Origin of the sequence: Haliea salexigens DSM 19537 (assembly GCF_000423125.1) — a bacterium.
Lineage (GTDB): Bacteria > Pseudomonadota > Gammaproteobacteria > Pseudomonadales > Halieaceae > Haliea > Haliea salexigens.
Window position 1 is genome coordinate 193,949 of record NZ_AUHJ01000003.1, and the last position, 12,283, is coordinate 206,231.

Annotated in this window: 16 protein-coding genes; 10 read left to right on the forward strand and 6 right to left on the reverse strand. The window is 63.7% G+C overall.

All coding sequences use genetic code 11. The features are described from left to right. Position 1: 1 nt before the first annotated feature. Complete coding sequence (locus G533_RS0105125) at positions 2–763, forward strand: YciK family oxidoreductase (protein WP_027949038.1); 762 nt, start codon at positions 2–4, stop codon at positions 761–763. Between the two features lie 16 nt (positions 764–779). On the opposite strand, the gene rluB is transcribed toward G533_RS0105125, so the two are convergent. The 5 genes from rluB to G533_RS0105150 are packed head-to-tail and all read right to left on the reverse strand — an operon-like array spanning position 780 to position 4,814. Then, positions 780–1,697 carry a 23S rRNA pseudouridine(2605) synthase RluB gene (rluB, locus tag G533_RS20610; protein ID WP_051229986.1) on the reverse strand — a complete coding sequence of 306 codons (918 nt, stop codon included), beginning with the start codon at positions 1,695–1,697 and terminating at the stop codon, positions 780–782. Beyond that, complete coding sequence (gene scpB, locus G533_RS20615; protein WP_051229987.1) at positions 1,694–2,449, reverse strand: SMC-Scp complex subunit ScpB; 756 nt, start codon at positions 2,447–2,449, stop codon at positions 1,694–1,696. The genes rluB and scpB overlap by 4 nt, the downstream gene beginning before the upstream one ends. Beyond that, on the reverse strand, positions 2,449–3,288 hold the full coding sequence (locus G533_RS0105140) for a segregation and condensation protein A (RefSeq protein WP_051229988.1): 840 nt from the start codon (positions 3,286–3,288) through the stop codon (positions 2,449–2,451). The genes scpB and G533_RS0105140 overlap by 1 nt, the downstream gene beginning before the upstream one ends. Positions 3,289–3,327: 39 nt before the next feature. Beyond that, on the reverse strand, positions 3,328–3,951 hold the full coding sequence (locus G533_RS0105145; protein ID WP_027949040.1) for an L-threonylcarbamoyladenylate synthase: 624 nt from the start codon (positions 3,949–3,951) through the stop codon (positions 3,328–3,330). Next, complete coding sequence (locus G533_RS0105150) at positions 3,948–4,814, reverse strand: PHP domain-containing protein (RefSeq protein WP_051229989.1); 867 nt, start codon at positions 4,812–4,814, stop codon at positions 3,948–3,950. Before G533_RS0105150 ends, G533_RS0105145 begins: the two co-directional genes overlap by 4 nt. 99 nt (positions 4,815–4,913) lie before the next feature. Between G533_RS0105150 and G533_RS0105155 the strand changes: the two genes are divergently transcribed. From G533_RS0105155 to G533_RS0105180, 6 genes are read left to right on the forward strand one after another with little or no spacing between them, the layout of a single operon-like run. Then, positions 4,914–5,504 (forward strand): inner membrane-spanning protein YciB, encoded by a 591-nt coding sequence (locus tag G533_RS0105155; RefSeq protein ID WP_027949042.1) that lies wholly within the window; start codon positions 4,914–4,916, stop codon positions 5,502–5,504. An 8-nt stretch (positions 5,505–5,512) separates the two neighbouring features. Next, on the forward strand, positions 5,513–5,812 hold the full coding sequence (locus tag G533_RS0105160) for a YciI family protein (RefSeq protein ID WP_027949043.1): 300 nt from the start codon (positions 5,513–5,515) through the stop codon (positions 5,810–5,812). A gap of 58 nt (positions 5,813–5,870) precedes the next feature. Beyond that, positions 5,871–6,545, forward strand: a complete 675-nt coding sequence (locus tag G533_RS0105165) for a TIGR04211 family SH3 domain-containing protein (RefSeq protein ID WP_051229990.1) — start codon at positions 5,871–5,873, stop codon at positions 6,543–6,545. A gap of 24 nt (positions 6,546–6,569) precedes the next feature. Continuing rightward, a complete protein-coding gene (locus G533_RS0105170; protein WP_144079794.1) occupies positions 6,570–7,145 on the forward strand; it encodes a peptidylprolyl isomerase in 576 nt (191 codons plus the stop codon). Next, positions 7,142–7,912 (forward strand): pyridoxine 5'-phosphate synthase, encoded by a 771-nt coding sequence (locus tag G533_RS0105175; RefSeq protein WP_027949046.1) that lies wholly within the window; start codon positions 7,142–7,144, stop codon positions 7,910–7,912. Before G533_RS0105170 ends, G533_RS0105175 begins: the two co-directional genes overlap by 4 nt. Before the next feature lie 5 nt (positions 7,913–7,917). Next, positions 7,918–8,589 carry a pseudouridine synthase gene (locus G533_RS0105180; RefSeq protein WP_240472377.1) on the forward strand — a complete coding sequence of 224 codons (672 nt, stop codon included), beginning with the start codon at positions 7,918–7,920 and terminating at the stop codon, positions 8,587–8,589. A 4-nt stretch (positions 8,590–8,593) separates the two neighbouring features. Here G533_RS0105180 and G533_RS0105185 read toward each other — a convergent pair whose 3' ends face one another. Continuing rightward, positions 8,594–9,415 (reverse strand): sulfurtransferase, encoded by an 822-nt coding sequence (locus G533_RS0105185; RefSeq protein WP_027949048.1) that lies wholly within the window; start codon positions 9,413–9,415, stop codon positions 8,594–8,596. A 133-nt stretch (positions 9,416–9,548) separates the two neighbouring features. On the opposite strand from G533_RS0105185, the gene G533_RS0105190 reads away from it, so the two are divergent. The 3 genes from G533_RS0105190 (at position 9,549) to G533_RS0105200 (ending at position 12,281) form a co-directional block, all read left to right on the forward strand. Then, entirely contained in the window at positions 9,549–10,052 is a 504-nt protein-coding gene (locus G533_RS0105190; RefSeq protein WP_027949049.1) for a DUF2244 domain-containing protein, read from the forward strand. A 188-nt stretch (positions 10,053–10,240) separates the two neighbouring features. Then, a complete protein-coding gene (gene rimO, locus G533_RS0105195; RefSeq protein ID WP_027949050.1) occupies positions 10,241–11,566 on the forward strand; it encodes a 30S ribosomal protein S12 methylthiotransferase RimO in 1,326 nt (441 codons plus the stop codon). Between the two features lie 7 nt (positions 11,567–11,573). Continuing rightward, positions 11,574–12,281 (forward strand): 16S rRNA (uracil(1498)-N(3))-methyltransferase, encoded by a 708-nt coding sequence (locus G533_RS0105200; protein WP_027949051.1) that lies wholly within the window; start codon positions 11,574–11,576, stop codon positions 12,279–12,281. Positions 12,282–12,283: the final 2 nt, after the last annotated feature.

Sequence of the window (12,283 nt, forward strand, 5' to 3'; positions counted from 1 at the left end):
CATGAATTGCCCAGGACTACCCGACGACTACACGCCTGCCCCAAACCTGCTGGCGGGCAAGACCCTGCTCGTGACCGGTGCCGGTGACGGCATAGGGCGTGCCGCGGCGGAATGCTTTGCCGGCCACGGCGCTACCGTCATTCTGCTCGGGCGCACACAGGAGAAGCTGGAAGCGGTCTACGACGCCATTGAGCGCGCCGGCGGCCCACAACCGGCGCTGTTCCCGCTGGACCTGTCCACCGCGGGAGAAGACGACTACGCGAGCCTGGCAAGCGCCATTGAAAGTACCTTCGGTCGCCTTGACGGCCTGCTGCACAACGCCAGCGTGCTGGGCGAACGGCGCCCCGTGGCGAACGCTTCCTGGACGGCCTGGGCCGAGGTGATGCAGGTGAACGTCAACGCCCAGTTCCTGCTGACCCGGGCGCTGCTACCGCTGCTGGAGCAGGCCCCGCAGGCTTCAATTGTGATGACATCATCCGGCGTGGGACGGCGCGGGCGCGCCTACTGGGGCGCCTACGCCGTATCAAAGTTTGCCACGGAAGGGTTTATGCAGGTGTTGGCGGACGAACTGGAGAACACGTCACGAGTGAGGGTAAACAGCCTGAACCCGGGCGCCACCAATACCGCCATGCGCCGCACGGCCTACCCGGCGGAGGCGCCGACCACCAACCCCTCCCCCGAGGCCATCATGCCGTTGTATCTGTACCTGATGAGCGACGACAGTGCAGGGAGAACGGGCGAGGCCTTCAACGCGCAGGGATGAAGGCCGGCTGGAAACGCTAGCGCTTCTTGTGCGGCCGCCGGGGCGGCCTGCGGCCGGCCGCCGCTGCGGGCGCCTTGCGTTTGCCGAACTGCCGCTCCATCACTTCCTTTTCCTTGATCGTGGAGCGCTTCACCTGTTTTACCGGCAAGCGGGCCAGGTCGTACAGACCCTTGACTTCCTTGGTCTCCAGCTCGGTCCACTGGCCCTGTTTGACGCGTGACGGAATGAATACGTTGCCGTAGCGCACCCGCTTCAAGCGCGACACGGTCAAGCCCTGGGACTCCCACAGGCGTCGCACCTCGCGGTTGCGGCCTTCCATCAACACCACGTAATACCAGTGGTTGATGCCATCGCCGCCGCCATCCTGAATATCCGTGAAGCGCGCCGCGCCGTCATCGAGCATGACGCCATCGAGCAGCCGCTGGAGAATCTCCTCGTCCACGGCGCCCATCACGCGCACCATGTACTCCCGTTCAATGTTCGAAGACGGGTGCATCAGCGCATTGGCCAGCTCACCATCTGTGGTAAAGAGCAACAGGCCGGAGGTGTTGAAATCGAGGCGGCCAATGGAAATCCAGCGCCCGGATTTCAGCTTCGGCAGCCGCTCGAACACCGTGCGCCGGCCCTGCGGGTCCTTGCGGCTGCACACTTCACCGGTGGGCTTGTGGTAGATGATGCAACGCGTCTGCTCCGCGGGGGCCGCCTCGAGTGGCTTGCCATCGATGCTGATGCGGTCGCGCCCGGACACCCGGTCGCCCAGTGAGGCGCGGCGCCCTTCAACTTCCACGCGGCCCTCTTCGATCCAGCGCTCCATTTCACGCCGCGAACCGAGACCGGTGCGAGCCAGGACCTTCTGCAGCTTTTCGCCACTCACGGTTTCCGCAACCGGGGGAGTGCTTGTGTCATCGGCTGGCGTAAGACGACGGCGGCTCATTGTCCGCTCCCCGGCACACCGGGCTCTTCCGCCGCTTCATCACGGTCGACGGAGTCGGCGGAATCGCCTGCATGACCGCCGTCCTCGGCCGCTGACGGCTCCCCGTCCAGCAGGGTCTCTGGCGATGCGGCCGCTGCATCGGGGCCATTGGCCACCTGCGCGGCGTCATTGGCGGCAGGCGCCAGCGGCTCATTGAAACCGAGTTCCGCGTTCAGCGTCTCAAGGTCGCGAATTTCCGCCAGTGCGGGTAACTGATCCAGGTTTTTCAGGTTGAAGTAATCCAGGAATTGCCGCGTCGTGGCGTACATAGCGGGACGACCGGGCACATCGCGATGACCGACGACTCGAATCCAGTCGCGCTCGTGCAGGGTCTTGATGATGTTTGAACTCACTGCCACACCGCGAATCTCTTCGATTTCGCCGCGGGTAATGGGTTGTCGGTAGGCAATCAGCGCCAGTGTTTCCAGCAGCGCGCGCGAATATTTCTGGGGCCGCTCCTGCCACAGTCGAGCCACCCAGGGGCTCAACGACTGCCGCACCTGAAAGCGAAAACCGCTGGCGACCTCACAGAGCTCGAAACCGCGGTCTTCACAGCGCTCGCTCACCACGCCCAGCGCCTCGCGAATGTCAGCCGCGGAGGGACGTTCACCTTCTTCAAACAGCTCACCGAGCTGCGCCACGGTCAGTGCGCGACCGGCAGCCAGTAGCGCCCCTTCGATGATCTGCACCAGCATGGATGCCGAATCGGACATTATTCGGACCTCGCCTTGACGTGAATGGGGCCGAAATTCTCGGTTTGCACAATCTCCACCAGCGCCTCCTTGATCAGCTCCATCACGGCGAGAAAGGTGACAACCACACCCAGCCGGCCCTCACGGGCGGAAAACAACGAGACAAAGGGCACGAACTGACGTCCCGAGAGCTTTTCCAGCACCTCGGACATGCGCTCACGCGTCGACAGCGCCTCACGCTGGATATGGTGGCTTTCGAACATGTCGGCGCGCCGCAACACTTCGCTGAGTGCCAGCAGCAACTCGCGCATGTCCACTTCCGGGTCGGGACGGGCGCGGTCGAGATCCGGCGGCTCGGCGCTGCCCACCCAGGTATCGCGTTCCAGCCGGGGCAGCTCCTCGATGTCCTCTGCGGCCTTCTTGAAGCGCTCGTACTCCTGCAAGCGGCGGATCAGCTGGGCGCGGGGGTCTTCCTCGTCGTCCTCCACGTCCACTGCTCGCGGCAGCAACATGCGCGATTTGATTTCCGCCAGCAGGGCTGCCATCAGCAGATATTCGGCGGCGAGTTCGAACTGCATGGCGTCCATGAGTTCGACATAGCGCATGTACTGCTCGGTAATTTCGGAAACGTCGATTTCCAGGATATCGAGGTTCTGGCGCCGGATCAGGTAGAGCAGCAGATCCAACGGCCCTTCGAAGGCCTCGAGGAATACCTCCAGCGCCTGCGGCGGGATGTACAGGTCCTTCGGCAGCTCGGTCATCGCCTTGCCAAGCACCACGGCGAAGGGCATTTCCCCCTGCTGCGGCCGGGCGCTTGAGGGGCTGTCAGTGGCGGCAGCGGCTGGCGTGGTCTCGTTCACGAAAAATCCTGTACCGGGTCAAAGCGGGAGTATACCCGATCAGACTTCGAAAGGCGTCACATCGCCTTTGCCGGCCCGCAGAATGATGGGCAGTTCGTCCGCCAGATCCACCACAGTGGTGGGCTCCAACCCGCAGTAGCCGCCGTCGATCACCAGGTCGACCTCGTGCTCGAGTACATCGCGGATCTCGTAGGGGTCGATCAGCGGCAATTCATCATCCGGCATGATCAGTGTCACGCTCATCATGGGCTCGCCAAGGTCGGCCAACAGCGCCATGGCCACGATGTTGTCCGGGATGCGCAGGCCCACGGTTTTGCGCTTGGGGTGCATGAGGCGGCGCGGCACTTCCGAGGTGGCCCGCAGAATGAAAGTATAGGCACCCGGCGTGCAGGCCTTGAGCAGCCTGTAGACGGTGTTATCGACCCGGGCGTAATTGGCGATGTCAGAAAGATCGCGGCAGACCAGAGTGAAGTTGTGCCGGTCGTCGAGACGCCGGATACGCCGAATGCGATCCAGTGCGGCCTTGTCGCCAATCTGGCAACCCAGCGCGTAGGCGGAGTCGGTGGGATAGACCACCACACCGCCGCCGCGCACGATGTCCGCGGCCTGGCGAATCAATCGCGCCTGCGGGTTTTCCGGGTGGATCTGAAAAAACTGGCTCACATTAACTCCCCTGCCGCGCAGCCATCGGGCGGCAGCCAGCGCTGCCACACGCCGCGCAAACCACCGAGATGGCGCAATTCTACACCGACTTCGGCGCCCCAGGCCGCATCCTGGTGGAAATCACTGCCCGCGGACACTTCCAGCCCGGTCTCCAGCGCAAGCTGGCGTAACTGGCGGCTCTGGTCAGGGGTCTGGCGACCGTTGAGTATCTCCACGGCGTTGCCGCCAGCGCTCGTGAAATCAGCCACCAGCCGCCGCAGCTTGCTGCGCGTCAACTTGTATTTGAGCGGATGCGCCAGCACTGCCACGCCCCCGGCCGCCACGATCCATGCTGTTACCTCCGCAAGCTCGGGCCAGAAGGCCTTGACGTCCCCGGGCTTGCCCTGCCCGAGGTAGCGGTCGAATGCCTTGGCAACGCTGCTTACATGCCCGCGGGTGACCATCCAGGCCGCGAAATGCGGGCGCCCCAGCTGGCTTTCGCCCGCCTCTGCCAGAGCGCCTTGCAGCGCGCCGGGGAAACCGAGCTTCGCCAGGCGCTCGGCAATAACGCGGGCTCTTTCCGAGCGTGCCGCCGCAAGCCGCGCCAGGCCCGCGGCCAACACGGGGTGGTCGCAGTCCATGCCCAGTCCCACCACGTGCACGGTCACACCGGACCAGACGCAGGACAACTCCACACCCGGTACTACGCGCATCTCGCCGGCAGTGGCGTTATACTCTGCCGCCACCGCTCGATAACCCGCCACCGTATCGTGATCGGTTATCGCCAGCAGGCGTATACCCCTGTCACGCGCCCGCTCCAGCAATGCGACGGGAGACAGGGCGCCGTCAGAAGCGGTGGTGTGGGTATGGAAGTCGATCAACACAGACTCTACACTCCAAAATCGCGGAAACGGCTGGCGCGCAGCGCAGTGGCCCTGCCGCCTGAAGCGTCCATCCTAACATGCCAAGGCCAGGCTGATTTCATGAGACAACTGCTGGAATTCCTCCCCATCGCGCTGTTCTTCATCGTCTACCAGATGGACGGCGACACTGTCACCCTGTACGGGTGGAGCCACACCATCGACGGCATATTCACCGCCACTGCGGTGTTGATGGCCGCGACCGTACTACAACTACTGCTCACCTGGGTGATCACTCGCCAGCTGGAAAAACGGCTGCTCTGGGTGGGACTCGCGGTGTGCGGATTCGGCGCCGCCACCCTGTTCCTGCACAATGAACTGTTTATCATGTGGAAGCCGACCATTTTCAACTGGGCCCTGGCGCTGGCCTTCGCCGCCTCGCAATTCATCGGCAAGCGGAACCTCATGGAGCGCACCCTGGGCAGCCAGATCCAGCTACCGCACCCGGTGTGGACCCGGCTCAACCTGCTCTGGGTCGCGCATTTCACGGTGGTCGGCGGCCTCAATCTTGTGGTTGCCTACGGCTACAGTGAGGCCACCTGGGTAAGCTACAAACTCTACTCCGCCATCCTTTTCACCGTACTGCTCACCGGGCTAACGGCGTGGCTGGTGGCGCCCCACCTGAAAGACCAACCCGCTGAGAACCAGGAGTAATACGCTGCATGCTCTACGCCATCATGTGTGAAGACGTCGACAACAGCCTGTCGCTGCGTCAGGCCGCCCGCCCCGCCCATCTGGAACGTATCCAGCAGCTGGTCGATGACGGCAGGTTACTGGCTGCAGGGCCCCACCCGGCGCTGGACACTGAGGACCCGGGTAGCGCGGGCTTTACCGGCAGCCTGATCATCGCCGAGTTTGACAGCCTGGAAGCAGCCAGAGACTGGGCAGACAGCGACCCGTACGTGGCCGCTGGCGTGTTCCGGCGGGTTGTCGTCAAACCCTACAAGCGCGTGCTGCCCTGAGCGGCATGCAGTGGTAAACTGGCGAGCTACTGATCGCCTGCAGAGAAGGACCCGCGTTTTGCAGCACATTCTGATAGTTTCCCTGTTCGCCATCCTCTGCAGCGCCACGGCGCAGGCACAGGATACCCGCTACATCAGCGACACCCAGTACATTCCCGTGCGCAGTGGTGCGGGCAACGAGTTCCGTATCATTCACCGCGGCATCCCCTCCGGCACTCAGCTCACGGTGAGTCGCGAGTCGGAAGACGGTACCTGGGCAGAAATCACCACCGAGGGCGGCACCACCGGCTGGGTGCGTTCGCAATACCTGATGGCCAGTGTTCCGGCCAGAAACCAGGTGGACTCGGCGCGCTCGCGTGCGGAGCAACTGGCGGAGCAGAATGCAGCGCTCACAGAGGAATTGAACCAGCTGAAACAGGTGCGCGGCGAGCTTGAGACCAGCATCGACAGCGCTGATGGCACACTGCAGGCGGTGACCGAAGAGCTGGCGCAATTGAAGCAGATTTCCGGACGCTCACTGGAATTGGACGCCGAAAACCGGCGCCTGGTGGAAGATGTGGAGAACCTGCGCGCACAGGCCGACATGCTCGGCGCGGAGAACCAGCGCCTGCAGGAAAACCTGCGCAGCAGCGCATTTATCGACGGCGCCCTGGCCGTACTGCTGGGGGTGGTGATCACCCTGGTCGTGCCACGCCTGTGGCCAAAGCGCCGGCGCAATGATGGCTGGGCCTGAGTACCACAACGGAGAATTCCACTGATGAAATATACCCTCAGTCTGCTGGCTGTGTTGATGCTGGCGATGAACCCGGCCTGGTCGCAACAGGCGGCAGGCAATGACCCCATCGTGACCATCAAGACCAGCGAAGGCGACATTACCCTGCGCCTGTTTCGGGAAAAGTCGCCGGTGACCGTTGCCAACTTCCTCAGCTACGTGGACAGCGGACACTACGAGGGCACGATCTTCCACCGGGTCATCCCCGATTTCATGGTACAGGGTGGCGGGTTCCTGCCCGACATGACCGAAAAAGCAACCGGCGAGCCGATTGTCAATGAATCGCGCAACCGTCTGCACAACGTCCGCGGCACCGTGGCCATGGCGCGCACGGGCGACCCGGACTCGGCGACTGCACAGTTCTTCATCAACCAGCGCAGCAACCTGCGACTGGACTGGTCGCCGGGCCAGGAGGGTTATACGGTATTCGGGGAAGTCATCGAAGGCATGTCTGTGGTGGACTACATCGCGTCCAGCCCCGTGCGCCAGTGGGGAGGCTACCAGGACGTTCCCGTGGAGCCCATCCTGATCGAGAGCGTTCAGCGCGCGGGCGGCGAATGACTGCACTCAGCGTCAACCTGAACAAAATTGCGCTGATTCGCAACTCGCGCGATACCCGCAACCCCGACATACCGCTGCACGCGCAGCTCTGTATCGACGCCGGGGCCGATGGCATCACGGTGCACCCGCGTCCCGACCAGCGACATATCAGGGTGCAGGATTGCCACGACCTGGCTGCCATGCTCAGCGTGGAATTCAACATCGAGGGCAACCCGATGACCGGGCCGCGCAAGAGTGACCGCGCGGGTGTCAGCGATTACCCCGGCTTTATGGCGCTGGTGCGCGAGATCCGCCCCGCACAGGCAACGCTGGTGCCGGACGGGGACAACCAGCTCACCTCCGACCACGGTTTCGACCTGCACAAGGACGGCGACAGGATTGCGCCGCTGGTAGCGGAGCTCAAGGCACTGGGGATCCGCACCAGCCTCTTCATGGACCCGGAGCCGGCACAAATGCGTCTCGCCGCGGAGCTGGGTGCCGATCGCGTTGAACTGTATACCGAAAGCTACGCTCAGGCCTTTGCCAACGGCACGGAGATCGACGCCGTGCTGCAGCGTTACATCCGCGCTGCGGAAGCGGCGGCCGAAGCCGGGCTGGGGGTGAACGCCGGGCATGATCTGGACCTGCACAACCTGCCGGCATTCAGCCGCCTGCCGGGCCTGCTCGAAGTCTCGATTGGGCATGCCCTGACGGTCGATGCCCTGCGCCTGGGCCTCGCCAACGCCATTGCCGCCTATCAGCGCGCGCTGGGCAAAACGGTCGCCTGAGCGGCGTGAGCAGTGAAGATGAGCTACCACCCTACCTGGTGCCGCACAGCCAGGAACCGATTCACATTTTGTACGCCGATGATGACTTGCTGCTGGTGCGCAAGCCGCACCTGCTGCTCAGTGTGCCGGGGCGCCACCCCCTCAACCGCGACTGCCTGATCAGCCGACTGCAGCAGACCTACCCACAAGCCAGTATGGTGCATCGCCTTGACCTGGACACCTCGGGCATCATGGTGATTCCACTGAACCGCGCCTGCCACGCACACCTGAGCCGCCAGTTCCAGGAAAGGCTCGTATACAAGCGCTACGAGGCGGTGGTGTGGGGGGTGGTGGCACGCGACCGCGGCGAAATCAGCCTGCCCATCGTCAGCGACTGGGAGCGCCGGCCGCTGCAGAAGATCTGCTTCGATACGGGTCGCGAAGCCATTACCTGGTTTGAAGTGGTGGCGCGCGAAGCCGACCGCACAAGGCTGCAGCTCATGCCCCAGACAGGCCGCTCACACCAGCTGCGTATTCACTGCCGGGAGCTCGGCCACCCTATTCTCGGCTGCGACATGTATGCCCATGAAGCCGCCCTGGCCATGGCGCCGCGCCTGTTGCTGCATGCGAGCGAGCTCGGCTTCACGCACCCCACCACCGGCGATTGGCTACAGGAAGCCTGCCCGCCCGATTTCTGAGGCGTTAACCAGCCGGTAGATAGCTGCACCAATCCGACCAGCTGCCGGCATACAGCAGTGCATGCTCATCTCCTGTGCGTGCCAGTGCGAAGAGATTGACGCAGGCGGTGACACCGCTGCCGCAGTACACCACGCGTGGCGCGCCTTCGGGCAGCGCCGCAAAGTGCTGAGCCAGTTGCCTGTCATCCAGCAAAAATCCCCGGGCATCCGATACCCCTTGCCAGGGCATATTCAGCGCGCCGGGAATATGCCCCGCCACCGGATCAAGTGGTTCTTCCAGGCCCGCAAACCGCGCCGGATCGCGCGAGTCCAGCAGCACCGAGCTGGCGGCCTGCATTGCCCCCAGTCCGGCAATATCCACTACACCTGTATAGCCCTCCACTGTGGGCACGGCGCAGGGTTGGGGCTGTGGCACGCACTGCTCGCTGGTGCCGCCGGCAGCCAGCCAGGCGGCATAGCCGCCATCGAGCAACTCGGGCGGGCGATAACCCAGGGAGCGCAGCAACCACCAGAAACGCGCGGCAAAGGCGAAGCGGGAGGCATCGTAAGCCACTACCCGGGTGCCCGGTGCAATACCCAGTGACGCCAGCTTTGCGACCAGCTGCTGCGCGGCGGGCAGTGGATGCCGCCCGCCGTGCGGCCCCACAGGGCCGGAGAGATCCCTTTCCAGGTGCAGGTAATGCGCACCGGGAATGTGCCCGCGCAAATAATCCTCGTATCCCGCCGCGGGCTGACCCAGCACGAAACGGCAGTCGACGACCACGGCATCCGTTACCGCGGCAAGTGCCTGGGCATTGATCAGATTGGCTGTCGAGGGCGAACTCATGCTTCAAGTGTAGCGCCAAGGGCCGGCCGCGCCCAGCGTACACGCGGCGTTTTGTCGCTGGTCAAAACAGCGACATGCATGCCAGCGCGCCGCGACTGTACTAGACTGGGACAAATTTTGCAGAGGCCGCCGCGTGGTCATTCGCAACTGCGACGGTGAAACCGTCACCATCGTCGCCAAACCCAACCAGTCCGCAAGCTGGCGCACCAACAAGCTGGTGCTGCTGGCGCTCGCCATACCCTCGCTGGGGGCTGGCATCGGCTTTGCGCTGGCGGGCGCCTGGGTCATTCTGCCCTTCGCCGGACTGGAGCTGGCAGCGCTGGGAGGCTCGCTCTATTACGTCAACTGGAAACTGCAGTATCGTCATGTCATCACCCTGGACGCGAGCACGGTGCGCATCGACAAGGGCTTTTACCTGCCACGGCAAAGCTGGACTTTCCCCCGCGCACAAACCGGCTTGAGCATCCAGCCGGAGCGCCACCCCTGGGACGCGCCAGGACTCAGCCTGCAAAGTGCCGGCGAATCTATCCGCGTGGGGGAGTTTCTCAACCGGGATGACGGGCTCCTGCTACAACAGCAGCTGCAGCGGGAGCTGCGCGTGCGCAGTTTCGCCCCGCACGCCAGCCAGGCGTTTTAGGGGGCGCCCGGCTAGGGGCGCCTGGCCGGGGGCGCCCAGCCGGGGCAGCATTACCACGTTTTTCACTCTGCACGACGGTAGCCTATCGGGTATCATCGCGCCCACGAGCAACGCCTCCCGCCAGCGCACACAACGCCCCCTGCCGGCGTGGTGAAACCGCCGCAGGCGAGTCCTCCACAGGAAACAGCATGAGCAACACCGACAAGAAAACCATTGGTTTCGTCAGCCTGGGCTGCCCCAAGGCCCTGGTGGATTCGGAGCGCATCCTGACCCAGCTCAAACTGGATGGCTACGACATTGTACCCACCTACGAAGATGCACAACTCGTGGTGGTCAATACCTGCGGTTTTATCGACAGCGCCAAACAGGAATCGCTGAACGCCATTGGCGAGGCCTTGAGCGAGAACGGTCGGGTGATCGTGACCGGCTGTATGGGCAAAGGGGCCGATGCCGATGCCATCCGCCAGTTGCACCCGAAAGTGCTCAGCGTGACCGGGCCTGCCGCCTATGAAGAGGTGGTCGGTGCAGTACACCAGTACGTGCCGCACACGCCGGTGCATGACCCCTATACCGACCTGGTGCCACCACAGGGCGTAAAACTGACGCCGCGCCATTACGCCTACCTGAAAATATCGGAGGGCTGTAACCACCGCTGCAGCTTCTGCATCATCCCGCACATGCGCGGCGATCTGGTGAGCCGCCCGATCGGTGAGGTGATGGAAGAAGCCGAGCGGCTAGCGCGGGCGGGAGTGCGGGAACTGCTGGTCATTTCCCAGGACACCAGCGCCTACGGCGTCGACCTGAAATACCGCACAGGCTTCTGGAACGGCCGGCCAATGAAAACCAGCATGCAGTCGCTGTGCGAAGGCCTCGCCGAGTTCGGCATCTGGGTACGGCTGCACTACGTCTACCCCTACCCGCATGTTGACCATGTGTTGCCGCTGATGGCGGATGGCAAGATTCTTCCCTATCTCGATATTCCCTTTCAACACGGCAGCCCCAGTGTGCTCAAGCGCATGAAGCGGCCGGCGGCCGCGGAAAAATCCCTGGAGCGTATTCATCGCTGGCGCGAGACCTGCCCGGACATCACCCTGCGCAGCACCTTTATCGTCGGCTTCCCGGGGGAAACCGATGCCGACTTCGACGTGCTGCTGGACTTCCTGCGCGAGGCCCAGCTCGACCGCGTAGGCTGTTTCCAGTACTCGCCGGTCGCCGGGGCACCCGCCAACGATCTGCCGGACCCGGTACCGGCGGCGGTCAAACAGGAGCGCTGGGAGCGTTTTATGGCCCTGCAACAGGAGATCAGTGCGGCGAAGTTGCAGGCCAAAATCGGACGCAGGATCGAAATCCTCATCGACGAAGTGGACGACGAAGGCGCCATCGGCCGCTCCACGGCGGACGCCCCGGAAATTGACGGCAAGGTCTACCTCGACGGCGTCACCGATCTCCAGCCCGGGGACTTCGTGGAAGCCGAAGTCACTGCCGCCGACGATTACGACCTCTGGGCCGGCTAGCACTGCAGTGAACCTGCTGCTGTTCAGGCCCCATGAGTGCTCGCCCGAGGGGCAGCTGCGCGTCACCGGCCGCCGCGCGCAACACCTGCGACAGGTGCTGCAGGCCAAACCCGGCGACGAACTGCAGGTGGGGCAAATCGATGGACTTATCGGCACGGCGGAGCTTGCAGCCATTGACGCGCACAGCGCCACGCTGCAGGTACAGCTACACCACGCCGCACCGACCAAACTCCCGGTGACACTGCTGGTAGCCTTGCCGCGACCGAAAATGCTACGGCGTATTCTGCGCAGTGCGGCGGAATTCGGCGTACGCGAGATTCACCTGCTGAACAGCTACCGCGTGGAGAAAAGCTACTGGCAAACCCCGGTGCTGGCGCCGGATGTGATCGAGGAGTATCTGCTGCAGGGGCTGGAACAGGCGCGCGACACCGTATTGCCGGGGGTGCATTTGCAGCGACGTTTCAAGCCGTTTGTCGAGGATGTACTTCCGGGACTTATCGCAGGACAGTGCGCTTTGCTCGCCCATCCGGGCGCGGGACCGCTCGCACCCACAGCTTTGACGGAAAACACCGTGCTCGTTGTCGGGCCCGAGGGCGGCTTCATTCCCTATGAAGTGGAGAAGTTACTGATGGCGGGTTGTCGTCAGATAACACTGGGCGACCGCATTCTCCGGGTGGAGAATGCGGTCGCGGCACTGCTTGCGCGAGCGCTGTAGGC